A 26,760-nucleotide genomic window follows, 5' to 3' on the forward strand; every position below is an offset into this window, starting at 1 on the left:
GAGTTTCCCGTCTCAACAGCCCTTTTCAGATTCAGGACTCCTGTTTGCACAGATTCGGGACTTAACCTCTGCGATGGTGTGGCACCGGCCGCGCGATCTCCCCAAACGAAGCAATCAGTGAGGAAGAGCAATTGAACCCTCTCATCAGTCAACTCATTAAACAAAATTTCGTTTAATCTAACAGTGTAGAATTATCTAACAGCAATTATGAAAGCAACTAACAGCCGTCAATTTTCTTCAGTAGCTGCTCGCACTCTCAAAGTAGTCGGGATTATCTTGATTCTCTCTGCCTTGCTTAACAGCATTGTTCTATCGCTGCCGGGAGAAATCTCGGACATGAGCAATCGAGGCTGGCAGTTGGCCGCAGCAACTCAGATAGTTGACCGGGGCATTATTCCTTTGATGGGGATCGCCCTGCTGATGACGGGCTTTTGGGTGGACAGCAGCAGTGGAGTCTCTATTGACCGGCGCAATGTTTGGGTTGATTTGCGATTTTGGGCACTATTGATTTCCAGCTTGTTAGGGCTAATTTACCTATTGCTGGTTCCCGTTCATCTCAACAATACTCGCCTGGAACTCAAGGATGCTCTGGTTCTACTCGATAAGGAAGCCGGACAAGCAGAAGCTAAACTAGATGCCCAAATTAAAAGCGAGCAGTATAAATCTGAGTTAGAGCAGCGTAAAAGCCTTCTCCGGAACCAGATAGGCGCGCTACTGCAAGACGACGGGAAGCTGCAACAAGAACTCAAGAATCCAAATCTTCCCAAGGAATTGAAAGCCGTGCTTCAGGAGTCGAAAAATGACCCGAAAGCCCTCGATAAGTTCTTGGAACAGCAAGCCCAAGAACTGCCAAATCAAGCTCGCAAAGAGATTGGTACCCAGAAGCAACAAAAAGAGAAAGAGTTGAGAACTCGATCGAGAAATTCGAGTTTGCAGACTGGAATCAACAGTTTGCTGTTGGCGATCGGCTACATTACTGTTGGTTGGAGTGGACTCAGAAGTATGGGAATTCTGCGGTTCGGCCACCGCAAAAATTGATCGACCCGACTGCTCGGAACGCGCAAGTCGAGATATCCCTAAGAAATACTTGATCTGCTGAATATAGCAACTGCACCTAGTAGTTAGGACGCTGTTAATTGCTGAAACCATCGTTCTTCTTCCTTCTTCCTTCTTCCTTCTTCCTTCTTACTTCTTCCTTCTTACTTCTTCCTTCTTACTTCTTCCTTCTTACTTCTTCCTTCTTACTTCTTCCTTCTTCCTTCTTCCTTCTTCCTTCTTCCTTCTTACTTCTTACTTCTTCCTTCTTACTTCTTCCTTCTTACTTCTTCCTTCTTCCTTCTTCCTTCTGCTATAGTTTGCCCTTACTGAAAGCTGGGAATGTTCTCAATTTATATTCTGACTTACAACGAAGAGATTGATATCGCCGCTTGCATTGAATCGGCACTGCTTTGTGACGATATCATTGTAGTTGATTCTTTCAGCAGCGATCGCACCCTTGAGATTGTTCAAAACTATCCCGTGCAAACAGTGCAGCACCGCTTTGAAACTCACGGACGCCAGCGGACTTGGATGCTTCAAGAAGTAGAATGCAAGTACGAATGGGTTTACATCCTGGAAGCTGACGAGCGGATGACGCCTGCACTGTTTGCTGAATGCTTAAAGGCGATCGAAAGTCAAGAATATATCGGTTATTACGTAGCTGAAAAAGTAATATTTATGGAGCGCTGGATTCGTCGCAGCACTCAATATCCGCGCTATCAAATGCGCCTGTTTCGCAAAGACCAAGTATGGTTTACTGACTACGGTCACACTGAACGGGAAGTCTGCAACGGGCCCACTCACTTTTTGAAGGAAACCTACCCTCACTATACTTGCAGCAAAGGTCTTTCTCGCTGGATTGAAAAGCACAACCGCTACTCGACTGACGAGGCGGCTGAAACTCTCCGCCAATTAGCAGCCGGTCAAGTAAATTGGTGGGATTTATTGTTTGGCGCATCGGAGGTTGAAAGGCGCCGCGCTTTGAAAGATTTTTCTTTGCGTTTGCCTTTGCGGCCTGTGGTGCGCTTTTTCTATATGTATATTTTACTCGGCGGATTTCTTGACGGTCAAGCTGGATTGGCTTGGTGCACGCTACAAGCTTTTTATGAATATCTAATTTTGCTCAAAGTTTGGGAAATGAAGCATATGCCACTGCCGAATTTGAAAGCAGAGGAAGAACAGTCTATTTCCGAAGTAGTGAAAGTTGAGCCATCTAAAGTTTCTTATAATCTTGGTGCTTCCGATACTCGTAGTTGAAAATTAAGCCTTGGTATGTTGTTGCGCTTAAGCGCTCTTTGATAGATATAAGAAAGAGCGCTTAAGCGCAACAACGTACCTAATCCAATAGTGAGAAAAAAACCCGGTTTTTGGAGAAACCGGGTTTTTTAATAACCTCAAACTTTGAGGTTTAATCAAGTTTTGATTGTTAACTTAAAACTCTTGAGATTTTGCTGCTGTTTTTTCCCGATCGATCTTTAAGATCAATACACCCAAAGGCGGCAGACACAAGTCGATCGAATAAGCGCTGTTGTGGAACCACCACTCATCAGTCCACTTACCTCCCAAATTCCCCATATTGCTGCCGCCGTACTCCCGCGCGTCGCTGTTAAACAACTCCGTATAGAAACCCGGTTCCGGCACTCCGACGCGATAGTGAGAGTGCGGCTGTGGCGTAAAATTGCACACAGTAATCACAAACTGATCGCCATCCTTCTCGCGGCGCACAAAGGCTACCACGCTGTGTCTGTTGTCGCTGCAATCAATCCACTCAAACCCATCCTCAGCAAAATCTTGACTGTAAAGTGCCGTTTCGCTGCGGTACAAATTGTTCAAATCCTTGAAAAATAGCTTCAACTTTTGGTGTGGCTCAAATTGCAGCAACTGCCACTCCAAATCCCCCCAAACGTTCCACTCTTGCCACTGGCCGAACTCCATCCCCATAAACATGGTTTTCTTTCCGGGATGGGCAAACATAAAGGTAAACAAACACCGCACGTTTGCAAACTTTTGCCATTCGTCCCCTGGCATTTTCCCGATGATGTGGGCCTTGCCGTGGACGACTTCATCGTGGGACAAAGCCAGCATGAAATTCTCGCTGTGGTTGTACCACATACTGAAAGTTATGTTGTTTTGGTGGAACTGCCGGAACCACGGATCCATGTGGTAGTAGTCGAGCATATCGTGCATCCAACCCATGTTCCACTTGAGGTTGAAGCCCAAACCGCCTACATAGGTTGGCCAAGATACCATCGGCCAAGAGGTAGATTCTTCGGCGATCGACAATGCGCCTGGGAAATAGCTAAAAATGACGTGATTTGTCTGGCGCAGAAAATCTGCCGCCTCGATATTTTCGCGTCCACCGTACTGGTTGGTCAGCCATTCTCCGGGTTCGCGGCAGTAATCTAAGTACAACATCGAGGCTACTGCGTCTACGCGAATGCCGTCGATGTGATACTTGTCAAACCAGAACAGAGCATTTGATACTAGGAAATTCCGCACTTCGTTGCGGCCGTAGTTAAATACTAGGGTTCCCCACTCTTTGTGCTCGCCCTTGCGGGGATCGGCGTGTTCGTACAAGTGAGTTCCGTCAAAGAAGGCTAAACCGTGACCGTCTTTGGGGAAATGTCCCGGCACCCAATCTACCAGTACGCCTATCCCTGCGGCGTGGCACTGGTCAACAAAATACATGAAATCTTCTGGTGTGCCGTAGCGGGATGTTGGGGCGAAATAGCCTGTTACTTGATAGCCCCAGGAACCGTCGAAGGGATGTTCGGCAATGGGCAACATTTCGATGTGGGTGAATCCTAAGTCTTTGACGTAGGGAATTAGCCGATCGGCCAATTCGCGGTAAGTCAAAAAGCGCGCGCCCGGATTCAGTTCCGAAACCGACACTGCTGGTTCTATTTCGCCGTTTGGCAGTACGGCAGGTTCGGCTGTACCCGCGTGCAGCCAAGAACCGATGTGGCATTCGTAAACCGAAACCGGCTGCGTCAGTTGGTCTGTGTGCCGCCGCTGTTCGATCCAAGCGCTATCGTGCCAAGTGTAGGTATCTAAGTCGGTGACTATTGAGGCTGTTTTGGGCCGTACCTCTTGCTGGAAACCGTAGGGGTCGGACTTTTCGTAGGGATGTCCGTCTTGGTTTTTCACTTCGTATTTGTAGTGAGTTCCGTAGGATAGTCCCGGAATGAATAATTCCCAGATGCCGTTTTGGGATTTCCGCATTTGATGTTTGCGGCCGTCCCACAGGTTGAAATCGCCTAATACTGATACGTTGCGGGCATTCGGAGCCCAAACTGCAAAATATACTCCTGTAATGCCGTCTACTTCGGTGAAGTGGGCTCCTAGTTTTTCGTAAATCCGGTGGTGGTTGCCTTCTGAGAATAGGTGAAGGTCAAATTCTGTGAGTTTGGGCGATCGAAAGGCGTAGGGATCGTAGATAAAGCGTTCGTGTTCCCCTTCTTTGACTCGCAGTTGATAGTTTGCTAGTTCTGGGGTGTCGATCGTACATTCAAAAAAGTGAGGGTGATGTTCTGATTTCATCGGGTATTCGGCCCTCGCTTCAGGCAAAACTACCGATACTGCTTCGGCATTCGGCAGATAAGCTCGGACGACCCAGACTTTTTTGCCATTTTCTTGCGTAGCGTGGGGGCCTAGCACTTCAAATGGATCGTGGTGCTGATTCCAAACAATCCGGTCAATCTGTTCAAAGGGGACGGTCGCGGGCATAAAACTACTTACCTCAATCTTTTGACTAAATGGCGGCTTTCAAAACCTAGAGCGGAGCTGCACTTTACATTTGGATACATTTTTGATCGCTAATGCTACCACGCTTACTGCAATCCTTGCGCGCGCTCTTGCCTTGCTGGCGACCAAGCTGTGCTTTTACTGCTAAGGGCTAACATCTAAGTATAGAAATATTAAAACAAATTGAAAAATTTATATTTTTTAGATAATATTCTTGACTTTTTTTAACCTGTGTGATATAAGTTTTTTTCAAATTATGGTCAATGTGCCAAACTCAGGTGGGCCAAGGAGGGTGAGTTTGGCCGAGAACTCAATGATGATTAATTAGTGGAATTTTCAGGCTGGGGCGATCGCCCGACAGGTATCTTTTAAAATCCCGGAGGCAGGGTTTCGCCGCAAACTTGGTGAATGTTGGCAATGCGCTCCAACAGCCAAGGATGCTCAATCCGGTATTGAGGAATCAAAGCTAAAGGACTCAGCAGCGCGGCAGCAGCAATATCTGCCACGCTCAAGGACTCGCCTACCAAATAGGAACCATCTTGCCAGCGACGCTGTAACAGGTCTAAAGCAGCGCTCAGGCGCAACTCGGCGAGTTTTGCCGAAGCGTGGTTAATGCCGAACTGGTGGCGCGCTAACTGAATCACTAACTGGCTCAAAACAGAGGGGTCGATTGCCTTGCCCGCACCGGCGCGAAACTCGTAGTAAACAAATCGAGTGGCAATGCCGATGCTTTCATCGAGCCAGTCTTCCAGCATCCAGGCCTCTGCTTGCAAACTCTCGCCTGCAGGCAACAGCGGCGTTGAAGGAAAACTAGACTCGATCCAGTGCAAAATTTGCGTCGAGTCTGCGATCGCCCCTGGTTGACCTTCAATTTGAGGCAGCAGTACCGGGACTGTCCTCAAACCCCCCGTGAGAGGCTTGAGTTTCAAAACGTGCAGGCCCGGAGTCAAATTTTCTACTTGAAAGGGGATTCCCTTGTAACCAAGGGCTAAGCGGACTTTGCGGCAGTAAGGGGAGGTACTGAACTGTAGTAAAAGCATCTGACAAAAAATAACACCCAACTTGAGGCCTAGACTGATGAGATTGAAAAATGCGAAGAGCGAACCATTTTTCACTCGGAGGCTAGGCCCGTTGGGGTTGTACTCCGCGATCGCCTAGTTAGGGCTTTTTAGGAGAGGGAGAAGCACCGCCTGCTGGAGGCTTGTCTGCCCCAGGAGACTTCTCAGCCCCAGGAGACTTCTCAGCCCCAGGAGAAGCCTTTGGAGATTCCTTTGGTGTTGCTGGAGAAGAAACAGGAGGAGGAGTTGTACCGCCACCAGGAGTGGGGCTAGCGCCACCGCCACTGCCACCCTCACCGCCGCAAGCACCCAGGGCTGCTGCAATGCCAATTACCAAAGTCAAACGAATTAATCCCTTGTTCATAAACACTCCTTAACATTCAAAACCCATCGCAAGGAAGGGAATAGTGTACTTGAGAAACAATGCTGGCACGAATAGATCGACGATTCGCTCGTTGATTACAATACTGCATTTATTAATAAATTTCACATTGATTCTGGCGAACCGGCAAAAAATTCATTTTTTTGGCAAATCTACAAGTCAAAGAGACCAGTGGTAGGATGGGTTGGGTGGTTTGTGAGGTATCTTTGGTAAGGATAACCGAGATTTCCAGAAATTGGCGATCGGCAACCGCAAAAACTCCTAACCTTACTCAAGCTGAAGCTGCCCTCTATACGTAAATTTGGTGAACTCTATGACCGCTGCTATCAGATCCCCGGATTCTCCTCGCCGCTCCCGATCGACCGGCAAGGCCACCACAGACGCTACCAAAAGCAAAGTTACTTCTATTGCCCGAGCTAGACGGGCAAAAACTGGGCCTGAGTTGCCTAACTACTCCCCAGCCGACGAACAGGCTAAACCTCGCCCGCAAGCATCGGTGCTGAAAGTGATGCCCGATCGCCAGTCGCATCCGATGTGGCTGCAATCGCTCCTGCGGGTGGAGCGCGCCTCCTCAGCCGCATTGGTGCTGCTGTTGGGCGGTGCTCTGACTCTCTACGGTTTGACTGTTTACGGCGAGCAACGCTGGAGTCAAGAGTATCAAAAGCTGGAAACTCTGCGCCGGGGCGAACAGCAGTTGAGTGCTGCTAGCGAAGTCTTGAAACATCAACTTGCTAAAGAAGCTGAAAATCCAGAAACTGGTTTGGCTGCACAGAAGCCTGCGGACACGATTTTCTTGCGCCCGGCCCCGGAAAACCGATCGCCTGGTGCGCCGGCACCAAATTCCGAAGAACCTGCTCTCCAGAAGCGATCGGGCGGGGAAACGCCGCTGGGCTATTGAGGCTATATCAGTCGATGGATTTTAGATTTTAGATTTTAGATTTGCTCTGAAGATGAATCTGGAGGCTTGAATCTTGAGTCTAAAATTTGGGGATATGCACAAAGATTGTCTGTCTGTCGGGGCTACGGTACCCGTTTTTGGGCAATGTCAACGCGGAGAGGGCCCGAGGGGGAAATGTCCGAGGGCTTGCTTCCGGTTTGATTTTTGTGTAAGTGCCGATCGATTTTGGCCCTACTTACCCTCGGTTAAAATTTTATTTTAAAATAATTAACAAACAGAAGTTCAAAAAAATAATGCTACAGTAAGCAGTTGACAGTTGACAGTTGACAGTTGACAGTTGACAGTTTAAGAGCGACATCTACCTAAAAGTCGGAGAATTGGAGTAATCAATAGTCTGATTTTAATTTCTCCCGATCGGGCTTGGGGCTTTGAACCAATTCTTTCGGGTAAGAATAAATCCAAATCCAATATTTATCAAATATTGCCAATTATTAAATTCTTAAATTATTAAATTATTAAATTTAAAATCTAAAATCTAAAATGGTAGAACTTGTCGGTGAATTTGGAATTCTATGAGCTACGATCCCCGTTTTGACCGCTACAGATCGCCGAATTTTAAACGTCCAAAAGCGTCGAGCGATCGCACTTGGTGGGGCCAAAGGGCCAAACCCAGAGTTGCGGCTACGGCTAGCAGCCCGCCCCGGGCACCCCTGGAGCGTTTAAAACGCAACAAGTTCCGCTTGTGGGTTGTGTGGGTGGTGTTGATGCTGGGGGGGCTGGGGCTGGCTGTAAATTTGTTTTATTTGCAGGTGACGCGAGCTCCGGCGCTACGCAAACAGGCTCTTCAGCAGCAAACTCTCAAAACGAAGCCGTTTGTGCCGAGACGCCCGATCGTCGATCGCACGGGGAATGTGTTGGCGATCGACAGACAGGTGTACACTCTCTACGCTCACCCGAAGTTGTTCAAGCACTCGAAGGCGGATATTGCTGCTAAATTGGCTCCGATGTTGCCGATCGAGGTAGCCCCTGGCAATACGGCGGAAACTGAACTGCTGCGAAGGTTTAATCTGGGAGAAAGCGGTATTACGATCGCTAGTTCTTTGGCTCAAGAAATTGCCGATCGCGTGGGGCAGATGCAAATTAAAAATAGCCCGGTGGATGGGCTGGAGTTGGTGCGGCAGCAGCAGCGTTTTTACCCGCAGCAGGAGTTGGCGGCGGATGTTCTGGGTTATGTGGATGGGGAACGGAAGGGACAGGCGGGGGTGGAATACAGCCAGCAGAATTTGCTGGAACGATCGATGCCGTCGATTCAATTTAGTAAGTCGATCGACGGGCGTTGGCTTCCCGATCGACTGACGGCGGGTTTTGTGCAGCTTGATGACTTGAAATTGCAATTGACGATCGACAGTCGCTTGCAGCGGGCGGCCCGGATTGCTCTGAAGGAGAAAATGCTCAAACATGAGGCGAAGCGGGGTACGGTGATTGTGATGGATGCCCGTAACGGGGAGTTGCTGTCGGTGGTGGCTGAACCTTCTTACGATCCGAATCAATATTTTAATTTCGATTTGTCGCGGTATAAAAATTGGGCTGTAACTGATGTTTATGAGCCTGGTTCGACTTTTAAACCGATTAATGTGGCGATCGCCCTGGAAGCGGGTGCGGTCAAACCTAACACTGTGTTTAACGACGAAGGTCGGATTTATATGGATATCTGGACTATCCAAAATTCCGATTACAAACAAGCAGGCGCCCGCGGCCCTTCGACTGTTACGCAGATTTTGAAACATTCTAGTAATGTGGGGATGGTTCACATAATGAACACGATGAAAGCTTCTCTTTACTATCAAGCTTTAGAAAAATTGGGACTGGGACAAACTGCGGGTACAGATTTGCCTTTTGAAGTAACGAGTCAGCTTAAAAATCGAGACCAATTTATTAATTCTCCGGTGGAAGTTGCTACTACTGCTTTTGGTCAGGGTTTTTCGATTACTCCGATGCAGTTGGTGCAGCTTAACGGGGCTTTGGCTAACGGTGGCAAGTTGGTAACTCCTCATGTTGTGCGGGGACTTTTCGATCGCGAAGGTCAACCTTTTTGGAAGTTGCCGAGGGCTGTTCCGAAGCAGGTTTTTTCGCCACAAACTACCAAGAAGGTTTTGGAAATGATGGAAACTGTGGTGGATGGTGGTACGGGGAAAGCTGCACAAATTCCTGGGTATCGGATTGCTGGGAAAACGGGAACGGCTCAAAAAGCTAGTGCTGGTAGGGGTTATTCTGATAAGGCGATTATTACTAGCTTTGTGGGGATCGTGCCTGTGGAGGCTCCTCGGTATGTGGTGCTGGCGGTGATTGATGAGCCGAAGGGTGGTGGTAGCGGGGGAGTTGTGGCGGCGCCGATTGTGGAGTCGGTGATGGAGGCGTTGATTAATATTGAGAAGATTGCGCCGAGTAAGAAGTAGGAAGCAGAAATTCCGGCGGTTGGAAACCGCGTCTACACAAACGATGTCCGCCGGACGCCGACGAAGAAATATGGAATTTGATTTGAAATTCCCGGCGGTTGGAAACCGCGCCTACACAAACGATGTCCGCCGGACGCCGACGAAGAAATATGGAATTTGATTTGAAATTCCCGGCGGTTGGAAACCGCGTCTACACAAACCATGTCCGCCTCCGCGGACTAAGAAATATGGAATTTGAGAAATCCCGGCGGTTGGAAACCGCGCCTACACAAACGATGTCCGCCGGACGCCGACGAAGAAATATGGAATTTGAGAAATCCCGGCGGTTGGAAACCGCGCCTACACAAACGATGTCCGCCGGACGCCGACGAAGAAATATGATGGAATTTGAGTTGAATTTCCCGGCGGTTGGAAACCGCGCCTACACAAACGATGTCCGCCTCCGCGGACTAAGAAATATGATGGAATTTGAGTTGAATTTCCCGGCGGTTGGAAACCGCGCCTACACAAACGATGTCCGCCTCCGCGGACTAAGAAATATGATGGAATTTTATTTGAAATTCCCGGCGGTTGGAAACCGCGTCTACACAAACCATGTCCGCCTCCGCGGACGAAGAAATATGATGGAATTTGATTTGAAATTCCCGGCGGTTGGAAACCGCGCCTACACAAACGATGTCCGCCTCCGCGGACGAAGAAATATGGAATTTGAGAGAAATGTGCGATTGACTCTTCAACCCGCGGAGGCGGGTTTTGTTTGTGTAGACGCGGTTTCAACCGCCGGGATTTTGGGTTGATCGGTGATATATCGATCGCCGAATTCGATGTAACTGAATTCAGTAACAGAATCTATTTTTGTTATTGTCTGGATTGGGTTTGCTTTGTCTTTCGGAGGTGCGTGTATGTCCTATAAGTGTGGAAATAATCACGCATCGATCGCCTTTTGGAAGATTTGGATGAGATAGTGTGAGGTTTCCTTTTGCTAGAATGCTTGTTAGGCCACATTCGTCAGTTTTGTTATACACTGGGCAACCTTGGTAATTGAACATGGCTCGCCAGACTGTTCCATCTTGTGTTACTTTATTTGTGTTCTCATTGACCTTTCGCAAAGTTGTGTCATTTTCATTTATCCTAATTTGATATTCTAAGCTTTTCCATTGACTGGCTGGTACTTTGGCTGGGAAAATTTCGGATTTGTGGATGGCTACTTCGACATTTTCTCCGACTTGTTTGAAGCTGGCTTGCCATGAGGTTTTGTCGCGTTTGGCATTGCTTTGGGCCAGTTCCATTGCCCAAGAAGCCCGATCGACTGATACCTTCAAACGGTGGTTGTTGATGAACATGAGCCAAGAGGGGCTGGCGATCGCACAAAATATTCCCAGTATTGCGATAATTATCAATGTCTCAAGCATTGTAAAACCGGCGTTAGATGCTGTGGCTCTGCGTTTGGGGGTTTTATTTATTGACACGTAAGTACACTCAGTGATTTTTTGTTTAAAAAAAATAGCTGGAAGGCTCTATTTTTGTTGGGAGTATTTTAACTTTGAGTGTGGTTACTGTATAGGTCGCTTAAATAAAATTTACATAAAAAATTAGGATCTGGTAGGGGCGGTGTGGAGAGAATCGATCGCCCTTTGGGAGAAATTGCGCGTATTGATGCGATCGCCCGCTGTGGATCAGAGCGCGCCCGAATTGCTAAATTTGCGATCGTACTAATGCTCGAAAGGCTTTCATGGCGACATTTCTGCCGGCTGTTTTGCTTTGTTCGATATACTGGGGGATGAGATGGGCGATCGGGAAGCTGGGAAATTGCGGAGTGCGATCGGACTGTACGTATTTTCCATCTTGCAATACGCTGATTTGCAGGCTGCGGCCGTTGTAGCGCCACAATTCGGGAACTCCCAATGCTTCGTAGTTGTTGAGCTGAGTGCGGGAGGTGATGTCAATTTCTATGGCTAAATCTGGAGGTGGATCTGTGGCTAAGTCGATGCGGTTTTTGCCTCTGACTGCGGCTTCGTTTTGGATGTAGAAACAGTCGTCAGCTTCTATAGCTTGAGCGATATTTTCATTTTTAAATGTGGTTGAACCCAGCGGCCAAAATTCTATATCTAGTTCTTCGAGGAGAATTTTTACTAAGTCGCTAATCAGAACTTTGTTAACTTCGTGTTCCATGCACGGAACCATCATTTCTAATGTTCCGTTGCTGTAAGAAAGTCGGGATGCGCGGCTTTCTCCCAATTCTGTTAGTAGGGTTTCAAACTTTTGCCAGGTGATGTCTTTGAGCAATAGTTGATTTCCTGGTGGTACGGTGATTTGCTTGAGTTCTAGCAGCATAGTTTGGTCATTTTAATTAGATTTGAACTATAAAATAATTTAAGTTAGTATAGTTTAGCAATTCTGCACTTATGCGGAATCGCTGTTAGAGATTAAGATTAAATTTATTGAAAGCTATCATTTACACCCAGTTACTGGATCGTTTCCTTCAGCAGTTCTCATTCCTCCTAGAAGAGTATCAACAATTACGCACTGCTTTGTACCGCCACCAGATGCAGCAACTGTGACATAAAAAGGAGTTGTACCTGCGGTGAGATTGCCTTGGTAATCAAAAGTTAGTGATGTCGCAGCCGTACACGCACCAGCAGGACAGCTAGCAGCAGAAAGTTGAATAGTCCCGGGTTTGATTTCGCCTCCACCATCTAATTTTTGCTCGCTACCACCGGTGGGTAATGCTGGGTTAAACGTAACTTTTGGCGGGTCAGTAGCTGAACCAGGATTAAATGTAATTGTGACATCGCGCTTAGTTCGCTTTGCTTCGCTTTGTGCGAGTCGCAATGATTGGAAAACGCGATCGTTCACAGTGCGGACTCTTTGTCGGTTGATGAAGCCCAGCCAGCCCGGAGCTGCGATCGAAGCAAATATACCTAATACCACCACTACGATCAGCACTTCTAGAAGAGTGAATCCTCCGTCGCCCTTTTTGGATAAATTATTGTTGAAATTAGGGCTGGCTTTGTCGGCAGATTTATGCAAAAGTTTTAATAGTATTGGTGGGATTTTCATTGTAGTCTCCTCTTTTTATCGGCGGTGGCGATTCGGAAATGTGTTTCAGGCATAAGTTACTTTCCTAATGCACCGCGACCTTGTACTTGCACGGTTGCTGTTGGGAAAAATGCCGAATTTTCGGTGCTAGAAGGAACATTACTATCTTGAAGGCGGCGGAGGCTATTTCCTCTGATCGTTACTCGGGCTATATTTTTAGCTGTATCTACACAAGCGTAGAAGCTATTTGTTTTATCTGAATCTGTTACTTTTAGCGTTTCTTCATCTAGATTTTTTGTTGCATCTTTTGGGTCACTCGGATTACCAAGAGCCGTCTGGCATTCAGTGGCTGATAATGCCTGCACTGGTGGATTGTGGTCGATGTAGTTAACCAGTACCTGTGGGTTCTGAACCCCGGATTTAGGATCTGTCAGTCCGGCAGGAAGTGTCACGTTTGTTGTGGGTTTAGTCAATTCAAAAGCTTTATCAAAAGCTGGATCTGGTTGTTGAGTATCTTCTGTATCACTAACGTTGTAGTAAGGATTTGTAGGATCTGTCGCGTAAGGGTTTCTTACTCCATCCCTAATTTCATAGCGAGCAATACGGGTAGGACAAGTGTCTCCTGAAGGCTGACACCAAGTAGAATTCTTATCTTTAAACCGGTAGTAGGCAACTAATGATAGTACGTAAGTATCGTTGCAGTTATTTGCATTAGCTTTAGTTTCACATTGGTTTGGTTTTATTGAACTGTTAACAGGAACAGCATTTTTAATCTGTTGCCGCTTCCAGAATACTAGAATTGGAGTTTGAGTTGCGTTTTTTGGGGGGATAAAATTTCCAGCTAGGAGTGCCGGGATGCCTGTCGGGGTAGTGGTGGTAGTGGTAGTAGTAGCGGGATTGTTATCGTAAATATAAATAGCTTGACTCAAATCTTGGCCGATGAAATCAACGGCCGCCTGAATATCTTGCTCAGTGTTTGACTTGACTTGTTCCCTCCTGTCGGTATTCAGCATATCGACTACAAAGGCGAGCATCGGCGTGATGATTAAAAATGCCATAATCGAGCCGACCAATAGCTCTACTAGAGTCATGCCCTTTTCTGTTTGAGCTTGCCCCGAGCGGTTTTGCTGATGCTGATTTTTCAGAAGCAACCTGAGTAAATTTTTCATTTTGACTTCTTCCTTTGCCGAGTGGTTGGGAGGTGTTTTAATCTAATAACACTCACTGTAATTATGGGCATACAGTAGTTCATGGTTTTTTGAGGCGATCGGAGATTGAGCTATAGGAGGGAGTTCCACTCGCCGGAATCTCTGTAGACATTTCTACTACTGGGATGGTCTTGTCGCCCAAACCAGAACCCACAACAGATTGCTTAGTCGCAGTCTTGGGAGGCCTCAAAGTTACACCACCTGCAAAGGAATCAGCCCTGTAAACCCGGACTAAGAGTTGGTAGCCTTTTGATGTGGGATCGTTACCAGCAGTAGCATTTTGATTTAGCCAAGCCCCCTGAACGTAAAAGCCTTTGTTACTGTTCGGCTCACAACCTCCTCCATTCATGTTGACGCAGTATGTGTCACCAACTGCCGGAGGTGCTGCACTTGCCAAGTCATTTGCTGGTGCGGCTGTGGGGAACCCCGATCCACCGAATTTGATAGTACCTGTTCTGAGGGCATCAATGTAAGTTTTCGCCGCCTGCGTGGCCAGTTCCACCCGCCGCGCTTGCACGCGAGTTGCAACCGAGAAGGCCATCACGGGGGCGATCGCGATCATCAGCACCGAAACTACAATCATTGCTACCAATGACTCGATAATCGTGTAGCCGCCATCTTGCGACGGAGGTAAATTTTGCTGTTGTTGTCGCTTAGTCATAAATAGGACTCCAGTAATTGCGCGGCATAGGATTGGTCAGTTAAGGAGAAGCAGGAGGACATTCAGTGCGGTAATTGTCGCCGACTGCGTTCGCGCCAGCAACAGTTTTCCCGCACATCAAAGTGTTTATCCACTCGTCATTGCGAGGTACTTCCCGGAAATACTCAGCAGGCTGAGTCTTTGTCGGAGGGGTAGTGAACCTTTGAGTAAACAAGTCAGGTGACTGAGAGAGCATTCCCACGTCATAACCCCAATTTCGGAGTGGCGGGGTAAAGAATGGAATTCGCCCACCATTGTTGTCTGTTCTATACCTAGCTGTAGGAATAGTATTTGGCGGTAAACTTGCCGCAAAAAACAAACTCTGGATCGAGTTTTGAAGATTTGGTGCCACAGCGGCCGGCACATCTGGTGGCGGAGCAGCCAGAATCGGGACGTAAGGGGCGGTACTGTAGGCGCTGCGGTTTAATTGGATGAAGGAACCTTTAATATTGTTAGTGCTGGGAGAGCCTGGAATATTCCAGTTTTCTACAAAGCGGGGGAAGTTTTGTAACCCACCGTTAAAGTCCCCACTCAAGGGGGCGCTGATGGAGAGGGCTCGTGAAGGAGTGTCCCCTGCTCCTACAATAAGATTTTGTGTTGTGTTTATAGCCCGTGGCATCCATCTTGATTTTTTAACCCCATCAGGGTCTCCTCCAGATTGAGGCAGGGGGGTCTCATCCCTTACTGCGGCGACATCCCGCACAGTCTGAATCTGCAATACAGGCAGCAAAAGCGGCTGAACTTTGGAGTTTGCTGCTAGTGGCGGCAATGTGGTTCCATTTCCGTCTGTTGTATTGTTGTTTACGAGGTACGGCGTTTCACCCGTGTTGTTCTTGTAACTGAGTACAGCCCCATTTGCTGCGGCGAACCACAGAGAGTTAGCCTTAGGAGTGCCAGCACCGGGGGCAACTGTTCCATCTTTAATTCCTAGAGGCTGTGGGGAAGCGCTGAGCAATTGATCGTTGGCATCTCTTAGAAAAGCAATGCGACGTGGAAAACGTTGTAATTCCGGTACAGGTGGGTCAACTGTTGTTCCTGCTTTAAAGTTAATGGTATCTGTCAGAGAAATAGATGGCTGATAAGTTTGGTTTAAAGAAAGAGAAGTATTGCTGGCTTTAACTCCTGCGGGAGTTGCCGTAGAGGGCGGATTAATATACCAGTCCTTTGGTCCGCACGCAGCGACAGGCAGTTTCACACAGACTTCCATCAAGTATTGTGGAAATAGGCCCCGCCGCTGAACGGGAGTGACAAAATTGTTGAAATAAGAACTGTCGCGAACTTCATCGGGCTTAGGAGTAGCGGGGGGTACACCTACATAGTCGCTGTCGAGCAATCGCGCAACGCCAGCAGGAGCATTGGGGGGAATTAAACCGCTACCATTAGCGTTAAACGCGCCGCTGGTGAGCCCGTTAGTGACAAAGTTATTGGTAAAAAAGCCGTTGTCCAATCGAGCTCTTTTAAGTGTTTGTATTTCTGTTTCTGCGATCGTGCCGTTGCCATCGGCGTCCCTGGGAATAACGGCACCGCCGGCATTGTTTCTCAGGTCAAAGTCTCCCTCATTGCGGAATCCAAAACGGTAATTGTCAGAAAGGACTGTTACCGCATCTGCCAGCACGTTTGCCTGCCTCCAGAAATCGCCCCCGCAGGTGAGTCTGGGATCGCCATTTCGACAGGCAAAGTTTTTGCTGAGAGTCGTGCGAGTGTAGAAATTGCCCCAGCCTGAATCAGTTGACGAAGTTGCTTTAGTCAAAAGCTCATCGAACTCTTCAACTTCGGTAAAGTTCTTAGTAGTTTCATCGGTCCTGCCGTGAAGGTTAAAGTTTCCTTTGATGTAAACGGGCAAGTTCGATACTAAGGTCAGACCTTTTTCCTTCACCACATCTGTCACCGTCTTTGTCGTGGGTGTAGTGCCCCGAAATAAGCGCGAACCCTCGACCAGTAAAATTCCGTTGGGTTTGCGGGTGGGGTCGAGCAGGGAATCTGTGGGACTGACGAGCTTGCTGGTATTTTCATCAATAATTCCCGGTGTTGTTGTTGAGGGGGTGCGATTGCTGCGATCGGGCAGCGCGTCATCCCTACTAGCAAAAACAATCCCGCTACTTGGCAGCAACCACTCGGGATTCGGGCCCGTAGGTGACGATCCAATACTTGTTGTCCGCAGTTGCGCGATGTTTAATTGAGTGGCGCGAATTTCTAGCGGTTCTCTGTCTTCTAAGGCAAGGTTATAATTCCCTTTCAGCCAAGCAGATTGGGGGTTCCGAGGGCCTGCCGCCGGAGACAGAGGACTGCTGAGGGTAAAGGTTTCGTCAACACGAGTGTTCAAGTCGTCGCGCTCGATCGCCTTGACTTCTCTGGCATTCAAAAATGCTACTTCTTGGATCGCCCCATCAGGAATACCGGCAACATTGGCCTTGCTGGCGGGGTTCTTTAAAATTTCTAATGCACACATTGTAGAGTCTATCGCTGCCTTATCCGCCAAGTTGCGTTTGGTTGGATCTTTCAGCAGTGCGTTTCTCAAAGGTTCGTTGGCAAAGCGACCGTCAGGGAAGACGTAGTTAGCTTGCGTTTGTAAATCACCGCTGCCTAGCAAGCCGTCGGCATCCGGAACCACCGCTCCATCTTTTGTGCGATCGGCAGGTGGGGGGTAGACTACTCCATTGTTGGAGCCGACTGTTGTTGGCTGCGGTCTCGTTGACAGGGTTCCTGATGCTAATTTTTCTAATTCTGATGGTAAAAGACCGCTAACATTTGGAAGTGTTGAGATATTTCTAGCCGTTACAGCCGTGCTGGGGTCGTAATAGCTGCTGATGCAGGCGATTGGTCGAACGTTATCAAGATTCGTTGGTTCTACAGTTGGATCGTAGCCACCGCCTTGTGCGTAGTGATATACGGCTGTTGCCCGCATCCGCAAATCGCCCTTAGCATACTTGGGAGTGTTGGGGTCAATGGTAGGAGCTTGTGGGGCTGGTAGGGGAGTTGGAGTGGCGGGAGCCTCAGGGTTGGGCAATGGGGCAATAGCCCAACCAGACGGCGCTACGGTGTCAGCCCTGCCGTTGTTGTACACTAGCTGCGCTCCCAGCACGGGCGACATGGGCATGGAATCAGGCCAGACGATGGGAAGCTTCTCCGGGCCTGTTGTTGCCGGGTCATCGTATGTTAGCGACCCTTCTACAGTAGATGTTGTCGGGTCGTCCCAACGGGGAAGAGGCAGAAAAGAATTGAGCCGTTCGTAAACTCCCGCACTGGTGACGACGCGCAAACCGCCAATGCCGTCAACGGCAGTTTTAGGTATTTGAGCCGCTGCTTTTTCCCAGAAACCGTCTCTATCTATCGCCCCTATATCGGCGATCTGCGTAATCTGCGGTCTGCGGGTGCGGGGAGTTTTGTCGCCTCCATCCCAAGCAGTTGTGCCGTCAACGGTTTGTGGTGTATCGCTGCCGAGAAACTTTTTGCTGCTTTCGTCCCACCGCTGTGCTGGCAAGTTGTTGCCTGCTACCACGCGATCGCCTAGAAAAGTTTCTTCCTCCGGTGGGCTGGGTTTTATAGGATTTGTTGCTTGTAACTGAGTTGGGTTTATTGTCAGTTTTGTTTTCGGCCCGTCGGTAGTTGCTGCCGTCGCAGTTCCCCCTGTAGGAAGACTCCATTCATTTACAGGTCTGAGATCATCTCCAGTTGCTCCTGGTGCAATCGGGGGATTTGTGGCGCTGTAAGTATCCAATCCTGAGGTTCGCAAATCTGCTTCTGCAAAAGGAACTTTCCGAGTCCTTTCTTTAAAATAAGCTTGCAGCGCTTGCTCTCGCGTCTGACTCAGGGGCGGCCGCATAGCTTGTTTGACTGATAGAGGGTCGGTATTGGTATTAGGGTCGTTATTTGGCTCGGCAGCTATTCGTGAAGCTACTAACAGCGCAATGCGATTGGCATAGGCGTTGTTGTTATAAAGTACCTGAAGACTATTATTGGTAACAGATTGATTCGTGTCATCAATGACTTTACTTTTGTCGGGCAAGCCTGTTTTTTTGAACAGGTGTACTTCAGCAGCAAGCGGAATGCCACTACCAGCATTTCCGCTAACTACATTACCGCTGACCACTATTTTGCTGTTTTCTTGGTCGTAGAAACAAGACTTCTCGCTACTGACTAGATGAAGTTTGATGTCATTAGCACCGCTGAGTGATGATATTAGCAAGTTGCTATTTGTGATAATTCGACCGTTTAGATTCAGCTTCAGCGCCGGAGATATATCTAAATCGTCTTCATATACCACAGCATTATTGCTGAGGGGAATGCGACTTTGGTCTTGTTGGTATTCAAGAGCCGAAAGGCTGGGAGTGCCTGTGAAAACTTCACCATTCGGTGGTCGATTTGTTTCTGTAATCGGTACATTAACTGTGTAAACAAAAAAACTTTTTTTAAGTCTGCCATCAAGTTTGTACCAACCAGAGTCACCGACCAAGCTAGCGCTAGTACCTGCCGCCGCCACACACTCAGGTCTGAGTAAGCCCGTGATTGACATCGGCGGCGTTCTTGCTTCCAATGGCTTTCTGGCCCTTGCAAAGTTGCCCGTAGCATCACGTTGTGGGGTGCGAAAGTATATACCGTAAAGTGTGTAAGTATCAACTAAACCGTTATTATTCGTATCGACCGGATATCTCCAAGCTGTATTTAACGCTTCATTATCGGCTCCCGCAATCACCAGCGCGCCTTTTGGATCGGCGTTGGGATCGGGCTTGCCGTCACTGTTAAGATCGGCTCTGAGGATTAGTCGCTCTTCGTCCCCAAATGTATACAAGTCAGGCTGTGCAGCTCCACCACTTTTACTTTTACCGTCAAAGGACATGATCCGGTAAAGTTCAGCATCGGAGGGAGTCGCTGTCGGCCTTTGCGGGTCTTCCCGCAGCATAAACTGAATTTTTGCTTTTGCCCGATCGAGCGCGGGGGTTGCGGCAGCCAGTACCTGCTGGTTCACCCGCACGTTGCGCGCCAAATTAGCCCGATCGAACGATCGCAGGACGATCGCCACAGTCAACAAAATCACTACCAGCAACACCATCGTCACCGTCGGCAGCACAAACCCCGCCACCGGCAACTTTGCCCTGCGGCCCATAGCCATGAGGGCTTGCAGCATTGCTCTCATCAGCCGCTTGGCACCGGATCTGGTAACACCAGCAATCCGCCGCAGCAGAGATACGATAACTTTGGATAATTTGCTCTTAAACATTGACGCCTTCCTGAATAATTTCAGAGATGGTATTGCAGGTAGTTACTGCTGGACAGTACGATCCCATTTTTATAGTTCCCAATTTCCACAACATCCATATCAGCCCTTGCAAAAATTCACAAATTGTGTAATCTCACTGAAGAATAAAATCGACAAACCCGCGATGAGGTTCACCGCAGATATATTTTCCCCGAAAGATTTGCCCCGCAAGGATTTGGGCTGGGGAACTCCACTCTAGTCTAGTTCAATGATATTGTCAGTGCCCAGAGACCGAGTGAGTCCGATCGCCAAAAAACAGCGATCGCGATCGCATCGCCCCAAACGCCCACTCATAGCCAAGCAGGTTAATTTACCTCTTCCTGTATTCCGATCCCATCCTTAGATTCTTTTGAGGGTCAACAAGAGTGAAGCTAAACAGCGGCGGGCTTTGTTCGTGGAAGTGCGATGTTCCTGCATCAGTATTGTTAAAATAATATAGATAGTCGTAAATAATTTTTATTTCAATGGCTAATAGACTCCGCCCATTTTTTATTTCTTTCTTGATTTGTATTTTTTTGTTAAGCCTGTATCATACCTTAGTGATAGGTGGAGTTGTGTTACCCAGCGATGGAATTAATGGGCCGCAGAGCAATACGATAAAAGCTCAACGTTACATTTACAATCAAAAATCCGAACGAGAAATAGTTTTGGTAGGAAGTTCAATAACTGCACGGCTAGATCCTCAGTACATCAGCCCTCAAGCCGTAAGTCTAGCTCTGCTAGGAATGTCTAGCCCAACAGGATTACAAATAATTGAAAGAGAAAAGGTTAAACCAAAATTCTTATTAGTAGAACTAAGCGAGACAATTCTCAAAGGTGAAAAGTTTAAAGCAAGCCAGGATTTTATAGAGAACCTATACCAGCCCTTATTTTATTTGATTCGTTTACAATTTCCAATGTTTAGACAAGAATATCAGCCATTGCTCAGTATAATCCAATCATTAATCAAAGCGACTACACAGGATAATAAAATTGCATTCCGTTTCTTAGAAGAAGCAAACAGCACCCAACAACAGATAGACCCAGAATTAATAGAAAAGCTAATTCAACAGCAAATACAAGCAAAAAAAAATACTATGTCTGAAGGAGTAAAGAACGCAATCACCGAAGAGTCTGAGTACATCAAAACAAAAATCACCCAATTAAAAAAGGCAGGAGTGCGAGTTGTTCTCATGGACGTACCTAACGAAAAACGAGTCAAAGACACAATCATGGAAAAGCAACTGCGAGAATTATTTCGAGATATTTTCCCAGAAAATATTTATGAGTGGCTACCAGAACCGCCCTCAAGAGAGTGGAAAACTAATGATGGGATTCACTTGGTTACGTCGAGCGCCAAGGAGTATGCTAATTTTGTAAGAACTCAACTGTTTAAAACTGCTCAGTAGACTTTTCCCAAACATCAATTGCTCGATCGAGATTTCGGCTGGGACTAAATTGTACGTGACATCCGTGGGGAAACGGCAGTTCCCTGTCCTCCTACCCCAGGGCGCGATCGAATGTCCGCGAAGTCCAAAAGTAGGCGCGGCAAGGCGATCGCGAACAGGAATCGCCAGCCAACGGCGATCGTACTCATCAAAGGGAGCTAGGATGAGGTACGTTGTTGGGCTTCAGCCCTCTTTATTTAAGCGGTTATAGAAGGTGTCGGTCATACCTCATCTTTTTGAGAAAGGCTATAAGCTTAAACTAGAGTTGAAGTTTTCGCAGATTGCCACTAAAATTGAACAACCAACAACCCACATCAATTATAACAACAACTAATTTTCAATATGGACTTTAAAATCAAACATGAAGAGGACTTGAAAAAAGTTCCAACAATCGAAGAAGCTCTTAAAACATTTTCGGTCAGGTGGCCGAACATTAAAAGTAATTGCGATTCCAGTCCCGTATTTATATTTTCTGCTGGTTGGAGGTCAGGGTCAACTCTTTTGCAAAGGTTAGTGATGTCATCGGGTTCTATCATCGTATGGGGTGAACCCTACGGTCGTGCAGGATTAATCGATCATTTATCTAGCCCACTCAAATCAATTACTGATACCTATCCTGCTGCGGAATGGTTTATTGATGAAGTTTTAAGCGATGGTGCTCCACTGTCTGACTTAGCTGGCGAATGGATTGCCAACCTTTATCCCGACATAAATTACTTACTTGAATCTCATATTGCCTTCTTGGTAAATCATTTTGAAAAACCCGCAAAAGCGAGGGGAATTTTGCGATGGGGGCTAAAAGAAGTGAGGTTGACTATCGATCACGCTATTTACTTAAAATGGCTGTTTCCCAATGCCAAATTCCTATTTTTGTATAGAAATCCTTACAATGCCTATGCTTCTTTTCAGGGTTTTTACTGGTACAAAAAATGGCCAAACGAGCCTGTATACACACCAGAGCAGTTTGGATTGCACTGGACAAATTTACTTCAAGGATACATTGCAGATAGTCATAAAGTAAATGGAATGCTAATAAAATATGAAGATTTATGCAATGGAAACTTTGATTTTACCGAGTTAGAAAATTATTTAGAACTCAAGCTAAATAAAACTACTATCGAAAAAGTCATATACAGTACAAAGCGTCAGGCACTGCCAGAAGAATTGAGATTATTAAAGAGTGTGGTCAATCCTTTAGCGATAGAGCTTGGTTATGAGCTCGTGGAGTAAAAAATCGCATAAAATGGTCATTCGCCCAATCAGAGATTAGCTCAATTGTGCGATCGTACAAGGTATGTAGTTGCGCTGTCTTCGCTCTTTCCAGATATTCGCGAAGAGCGCTCAAGCGCAACAACGTACCAAGAAAGGTATGTAGTTGCGCTCTTTGCGCTCTTGACAGATTTTAGCAAAGAGCGCTAAAGCGCAACAACGTACCAAGAAACGTATGTAGTTGCGCTTCAGCGCTCTTTCCAGATTTTAGGAAAGAGCGCTGAAGCGCAACAACGTACCAAGAGCACGAATATCAAGCAGCAGCCGTAGCATTTGCTTGCAGAGGCTCAATTTCCTCCGGCGCAGCGTGACGGCGCGAGTCATTAAAACTGCCCGCAGCCAGCCAATTAGGATTTTGGGCAGCCTCGCAACCAATCACGTAAAGCGAAGATTCGTTAAATGCAGCCCAGAGAGCATCGCAAGCCTGTTTATCCATCAGCGAATCTGCGATCGGGCGATCGTGAATCACAGCAAACAAATCAAACTCGTTGCGTTTTGGATTCCACTGGTATTGCAAACTAGGAACATAACCCATTTCGATCAATTGTGCGATCGCGCGATCGGGCGTAAATCCATCCAAGTGCACCCGATTCAGATAGATAGACACTTGAACGTACTCATCTTTCGGAGGTAGCAGTCGGTAATTTAAGTTAGTCATCATTATTTGTCTCCGTGCAGTAGTAATAAGAGTGGCCTGCAATATCGGGGCGTTTTTCAGCCTTCATTTGTTGCTGAGCACATCGACGCTTAGCGTAAAGGTCTTTTTCAATTTCAGTCTCGCCCGGGGCATAAAAAGGACGGTGAGGAAGCAGTTCGGCTTCTAAATCTTCCCAAGATTTCTCAGGGTTGTCTGAATCTCTCAACATTTGTCTCCTCAGTTTTGGCGGCCGTGTTGACACGCTAGGGTTCAGACTCTGGCGAGGTTGCTTGTATCTCTAGCCACTGCTTCATCAGCAAACCAACGACTTCACTCATTGGTTTTTCTTGGGCCGTACAAGCTAGTTTGAATTGCAACTTTAGCTTTTTGTCTACATAAACGCTCAGCTCAGCCATGTCAGGTGGAATTTTTTTAGCCATATCTCTCAAACGCGCATATCTGCATTCTCGCATCTGGCGATCGACAACGAATCGCTACGTATTGCGCGCAATCGCGTTAAACGTAATAGTAGCACGATCAGCTAAAAAACCACAACCCCGCCGAGTTAATTGGACGATCGCGCGATCGCAACTCGGCTGTAAGCTATATTGATCGACAGTTCGACGCCCAAACCGACACCAACCAAGCGCCAGATATCATCACCAATCCATGAAACAACCCTCCAAACCCCCCGATTTCATCATCATCGGCGTCCAAAAAGGCGGCACAACATCCCTGTACAACTACCTGATCCAACATCCCCAAATCGCCCCCGCCGCCCAAAAAGAAATCCATTATTTCGACCTCAACTTCGACAAAAGCCCGGACTGGTATTATTCCCAATTTCCCCAGATACAAAGCGGCGAACAACTGCTAACCGGAGAAGCCAGCCCCTACTATATTTTTCATCCCCGAGTCGCCCAGCGCATCCACGATTTGTGTCCGAAAGTTAAAATCATCGCCCTGCTGAGAAACCCAGTAGAACGCGCAATTTCCCACTATCATTACTACATAAAAATTGGATACGAATCGCTATCTCTCGAAAGTGCGATCGCCCGCGAACCCGAAAGACTCAAAGGCGAAATCGAAAAAATCCTAGCGAGTCCAACCTACGAAAGTTACAACCACCGCCACTACACATATCTCAGTCGCGGTATATACGCCGACCAACTTCCAGCCTGGATGCAGCTATTTCCCAAATCACAACTTTTAATCCTCAAAAGCGAAGATTTGTATGTTAATCCTTGCGGCACTTACAACAGCGTGTTGAAATTTCTAGGCTCGCCGCCGCACGAATTAGAAACCTACGAAAAGTACAATTCCAACCAATATCCGCCGGTCAGCGAGACAGTATACGAGCAATTAAAGGCATATTATCGATCGCCCAATCAGAGATTAGCTCAATTGTGCGATCGAGACTTCGGCTGGGACTAAAAGGTATGTAGTTGCGCTTCAGCGCTCTCTTTGGTACGTAGTTGCGCTTCAGCGCTCTCTTTGGTACGTAGTTGCGCTTCAGCGCTCTTTGAGAGATATATCAAAATACGAGTAATTGAGGGAATACGATCGATCGCCCAATCAGAGATTAACTCAATTGTGCGATCGAGACTTCGATTGGGACTAAATGCCTTAAGGTACGTAGTTCCGGGAAAAGCGCTCTTTCTCATATATCTCAAAGAGCGCTGAAGCGCAACAACGTACCTGTTGCAAAAAGGCCTTGACATTACTACCACTCTGCGCTAGGTTAACGAATAGCATTGCATTTAATCAGTAATCGCATCGCTTCACCTATGTTCGCAACCAACAGCTATTTTTATTTTTGGTACGGTCAAGTTCGCCCGGAGTGAATTTACAGATTGCTGTGAACATCCGGGCGAACCGCAGACTAACACCTGCGGTTTTGTTTTTTCTACTTCTTGTCCCATCCACCAATCATCGCAAGCGAAAACAGCAATGACATTATTCAGTAACTGGTATTACGGCTTTTATTTTTGGCCCCGCAGGAGTTCTGGGTAAATTGTCGTGCTGTCTTTTCGCGCCAACCCGGAACTCCTTAAAGGTTCCGGGTTTTTTATTGTCAACCAATCACTCGATTTTTTAGGAGAATTCCATCATGTTAGAAGCCAAACTCGCAACCAAATCTCATCCCGAACACCAAACTATTGTCAAACTATCAGAAACAGTCTCTGTCGGCGGCACAGAATTGTTAATTGTCGGCGGGCCCTGTACCGTTGAAAGTTCAGAACAAATGGAGACAGTCGCCAGCAAACTCTCAGTCGCACCGGTGCAGGCTTTGCGGGGGGGAGTCTACAAACCCCGCACTTCTCCCTATGCTTTCCAAGGGATGGGAATTGAGGGACTGGAAATTTTAGCTGATGTCAGCCGGCGTTACGGTTTACCCGTGGTGACAGAGGTAATGTCGATCGCCCAAATCGATCCGGTTGTCGCCTATGCTGATATGCTGCAAATAGGCAGTCGCAATATGCAAAATTTCGAGTTACTAAAGGCGATCGGTCAAGCCGGAAAACCAGTCTTACTAAAACGCGGTTTGTCAGCAACCATCGAAGAATTTGTAATGGCCGCCGAATACATTCTCAGCCACGGAAATCCGAATGTAGTGATGTGCGAAAGAGGCATCCGCAGCTTCGACAATTACACCCGCAACGTCTTAGATTTGGGTACAGTCGTAGCCCTAAAACAGTTAACTCATCTGCCAGTAATTGTAGATCCTTCTCACGCCGCCGGCAAGCGGGAATTAGTCGCACCTCTAGCAAAAGCAGCGGTTGCTTGCGGTGCTGATGGCTTGATTGTTGAGTGTCACCCGCAACCAGAAAAATCCGTTTCTGACGCGCGGCAAGCTCTTTCTTTGCCGGATATGGTAGATTTGGTTGCAAGTTTGCGGCCTGTGGCTGCGGCCGTCGGGCGGTTGGTACCAGATGCTAAGTCATTGGTCATTAGTCATTAGTCATTAGTCATTAGTCATTAGTCAGAAGTGCGAGCGTCCCCGCTCGCAAACGTCATTAGTTATTAGTCATTAGCGCGAGCGTCCCCGCTCGCGAACGTTATTAGTCATTGGACTGGAGACCTCTTTCAAGAAAATTTGGACGGGCTGGAAGCCCATCCCACAAATTTTTTTCTTGTGGGATGGCCTTCTAGCCTGTCCCAAAAAGCAAAATTTGATTAAAATAAAAACAGAATCAATCCTGTCATCTACAAGATATCGCTTAATTATGGCACTCAAACTTCATGTTCCGTCGATCGTCTGTTCCGGCTGCGGAAACACTATTACCGAAGCCATCAAAACCGTGGAACCGGAAGCTAAGATTGATGTGGATTTAGCCGCCAAAACTGTGACTGTGGAAGCTAAAGCCTCGGAAGAGTCTATTAAACAAGCTGTGGTTGCTTCCGGTCACACTGTTCTAGAAGCCTAATATTACGATAAGCCCTGGTTTGCGATCGGGGCTGATTTACAGATTATTGCCGACTTGAATCTTGGGTTGGGGAGGGCGAGTTTACAAATATTGGCGTTGCTGAGTTAGAGTATGAATAGGAGGAATAATTTATGCAATGCCCTGAATGTAAATCAACCCATATCCGTAAAAACGGCAAGAAGAAAGGAAAACAAAATCACATTTGTGTCCAATGCAGTC

The 26,760-nt window shown here is 47.2% G+C and carries 22 protein-coding genes and 1 pseudogene; 11 read left to right on the plus strand and 12 right to left on the minus strand.

Translation table 11 applies throughout. From position 1 onward, the window contains the following. The first annotated feature begins 207 nt into the window (after positions 1 to 207). Together QZW82_RS07300 and QZW82_RS07305 are read left to right on the plus strand one after the other, a co-directional pair. Complete coding sequence (locus QZW82_RS07300) at positions 208 to 1,038, plus strand: HpsJ family protein (protein WP_293146585.1); 831 nt, start codon at positions 208 to 210, stop codon at positions 1,036 to 1,038. A gap of 339 nt (positions 1,039 to 1,377) precedes the next feature. Beyond that, positions 1,378 to 2,295, plus strand: a complete 918-nt coding sequence (locus tag QZW82_RS07305; RefSeq protein WP_293146586.1) for a glycosyltransferase family 2 protein — start codon at positions 1,378 to 1,380, stop codon at positions 2,293 to 2,295. A 174-nt stretch (positions 2,296 to 2,469) separates the two neighbouring features. On the opposite strand, the gene glgB is transcribed toward QZW82_RS07305, so the two are convergent. The 3 genes from glgB to QZW82_RS07320 all read right to left on the minus strand — a co-directional run bounded on the left by glgB (position 2,470) and on the right by QZW82_RS07320 (position 6,204). Continuing rightward, complete coding sequence (gene glgB / locus QZW82_RS07310; protein ID WP_293146587.1) at positions 2,470 to 4,764, minus strand: 1,4-alpha-glucan branching enzyme; 2,295 nt, start codon at positions 4,762 to 4,764, stop codon at positions 2,470 to 2,472. 386 nt (positions 4,765 to 5,150) lie between these two features. Beyond that, positions 5,151 to 5,822, minus strand: coding sequence for a glutathione S-transferase family protein (locus QZW82_RS07315; protein ID WP_293146588.1), 672 nt, complete (start codon positions 5,820 to 5,822; stop codon positions 5,151 to 5,153). 118 nt (positions 5,823 to 5,940) lie between these two features. Next, entirely contained in the window at positions 5,941 to 6,204 is a 264-nt protein-coding gene (locus QZW82_RS07320) for a serine protease (RefSeq protein ID WP_293146589.1), read from the minus strand. A gap of 331 nt (positions 6,205 to 6,535) precedes the next feature. Between QZW82_RS07320 and QZW82_RS07325 the strand changes: the two genes are divergently transcribed. The 3 genes from QZW82_RS07325 (at position 6,536) to QZW82_RS07335 (ending at position 10,373) form a co-directional block, all read left to right on the plus strand. Further along, a complete protein-coding gene (locus tag QZW82_RS07325; protein ID WP_293146590.1) occupies positions 6,536 to 7,120 on the plus strand; it encodes a hypothetical protein in 585 nt (194 codons plus the stop codon). 572 nt (positions 7,121 to 7,692) lie between these two features. Then, positions 7,693 to 9,576, plus strand: coding sequence for a penicillin-binding protein 2 (locus QZW82_RS07330; RefSeq protein WP_293146591.1), 1,884 nt, complete (start codon positions 7,693 to 7,695; stop codon positions 9,574 to 9,576). Between the two features lie 149 nt (positions 9,577 to 9,725). After that, positions 9,726 to 10,373, plus strand: a complete 648-nt coding sequence (locus QZW82_RS07335) for a hypothetical protein (RefSeq protein WP_293146593.1) — start codon at positions 9,726 to 9,728, stop codon at positions 10,371 to 10,373. Between the two features lie 39 nt (positions 10,374 to 10,412). On the opposite strand, the gene QZW82_RS07340 is transcribed toward QZW82_RS07335, so the two are convergent. From QZW82_RS07340 to hpsA, 6 genes are all read right to left on the minus strand, one after another. Beyond that, positions 10,413 to 10,988 (minus strand): type II secretion system protein, encoded by a 576-nt coding sequence (locus QZW82_RS07340; RefSeq protein ID WP_293146594.1) that lies wholly within the window; start codon positions 10,986 to 10,988, stop codon positions 10,413 to 10,415. Between the two features lie 283 nt (positions 10,989 to 11,271). Further along, complete coding sequence (locus QZW82_RS07345) at positions 11,272 to 11,910, minus strand: Uma2 family endonuclease (protein WP_293146596.1); 639 nt, start codon at positions 11,908 to 11,910, stop codon at positions 11,272 to 11,274. Between the two features lie 117 nt (positions 11,911 to 12,027). After that, on the minus strand, positions 12,028 to 12,636 hold the full coding sequence (locus tag QZW82_RS07350) for a GspH/FimT family pseudopilin (protein WP_293146598.1): 609 nt from the start codon (positions 12,634 to 12,636) through the stop codon (positions 12,028 to 12,030). Positions 12,637 to 12,692: 56 nt separating this feature from the next. Next, positions 12,693 to 13,784 (minus strand): hormogonium polysaccharide secretion pseudopilin HpsC, encoded by a 1,092-nt coding sequence (hpsC, locus tag QZW82_RS07355; RefSeq protein ID WP_293146600.1) that lies wholly within the window; start codon positions 13,782 to 13,784, stop codon positions 12,693 to 12,695. A 79-nt stretch (positions 13,785 to 13,863) separates the two neighbouring features. Next, positions 13,864 to 14,484, minus strand: coding sequence for a prepilin-type N-terminal cleavage/methylation domain-containing protein (locus QZW82_RS07360; RefSeq protein WP_293146602.1), 621 nt, complete (start codon positions 14,482 to 14,484; stop codon positions 13,864 to 13,866). 40 nt (positions 14,485 to 14,524) lie between these two features. Then, complete coding sequence (gene hpsA / locus QZW82_RS07365) at positions 14,525 to 19,741, minus strand: hormogonium polysaccharide biosynthesis protein HpsA (RefSeq protein ID WP_293146604.1); 5,217 nt, start codon at positions 19,739 to 19,741, stop codon at positions 14,525 to 14,527. 503 nt (positions 19,742 to 20,244) lie between these two features. Here hpsA and QZW82_RS07370 point away from each other — a divergent pair. Together QZW82_RS07370 and QZW82_RS07375 are read left to right on the plus strand one after the other, a co-directional pair. Then, positions 20,245 to 21,168: a hypothetical protein gene (locus QZW82_RS07370; RefSeq protein ID WP_293146606.1), complete on the plus strand. Its 924-nt coding sequence runs from the start codon at positions 20,245 to 20,247 to the stop codon at positions 21,166 to 21,168. Between the two features lie 381 nt (positions 21,169 to 21,549). Then, complete coding sequence (locus QZW82_RS07375) at positions 21,550 to 22,437, plus strand: sulfotransferase (RefSeq protein ID WP_293146608.1); 888 nt, start codon at positions 21,550 to 21,552, stop codon at positions 22,435 to 22,437. 292 nt (positions 22,438 to 22,729) lie between these two features. On the opposite strand, the gene QZW82_RS07380 is transcribed toward QZW82_RS07375, so the two are convergent. The 3 genes from QZW82_RS07380 to QZW82_RS07390 are packed head-to-tail and all read right to left on the minus strand — an operon-like array spanning position 22,730 to position 23,586. Beyond that, a complete protein-coding gene (locus QZW82_RS07380) occupies positions 22,730 to 23,137 on the minus strand; it encodes a hypothetical protein (RefSeq protein WP_293146610.1) in 408 nt (135 codons plus the stop codon). Beyond that, positions 23,127 to 23,342, minus strand: coding sequence for a hypothetical protein (locus QZW82_RS07385; RefSeq protein WP_106147397.1), 216 nt, complete (start codon positions 23,340 to 23,342; stop codon positions 23,127 to 23,129). Before QZW82_RS07385 ends, QZW82_RS07380 begins: the two co-directional genes overlap by 11 nt. A 34-nt stretch (positions 23,343 to 23,376) precedes the next feature. Then, positions 23,377 to 23,586, minus strand: a complete 210-nt coding sequence (locus tag QZW82_RS07390) for a hypothetical protein (RefSeq protein WP_293146616.1) — start codon at positions 23,584 to 23,586, stop codon at positions 23,377 to 23,379. A gap of 196 nt (positions 23,587 to 23,782) precedes the next feature. Here QZW82_RS07390 and QZW82_RS07395 point away from each other — a divergent pair, with 196 nt between their 5' ends. From QZW82_RS07395 to QZW82_RS07410, 4 genes and pseudogenes are all read left to right on the plus strand, one after another. Next, a complete protein-coding gene (locus QZW82_RS07395) occupies positions 23,783 to 24,547 on the plus strand; it encodes a sulfotransferase domain-containing protein (RefSeq protein ID WP_293146618.1) in 765 nt (254 codons plus the stop codon). A gap of 676 nt (positions 24,548 to 25,223) precedes the next feature. Beyond that, on the plus strand, positions 25,224 to 26,075 hold the full coding sequence (gene aroF / locus QZW82_RS07400; protein WP_293146620.1) for a 3-deoxy-7-phosphoheptulonate synthase: 852 nt from the start codon (positions 25,224 to 25,226) through the stop codon (positions 26,073 to 26,075). Between the two features lie 265 nt (positions 26,076 to 26,340). After that, complete coding sequence (locus tag QZW82_RS07405) at positions 26,341 to 26,541, plus strand: heavy-metal-associated domain-containing protein (protein ID WP_293146624.1); 201 nt, start codon at positions 26,341 to 26,343, stop codon at positions 26,539 to 26,541. A 131-nt stretch (positions 26,542 to 26,672) separates the two neighbouring features. After that, positions 26,673 to 26,760, plus strand: a pseudogene (locus QZW82_RS07410) (IS1 family transposase); the annotation flags it as partial.

This window comes from Microcoleus sp. bin48.metabat.b7b8b9.023, from assembly GCF_013299185.1.
GTDB lineage: Bacteria > Cyanobacteriota > Cyanobacteriia > Cyanobacteriales > Microcoleaceae > Microcoleus.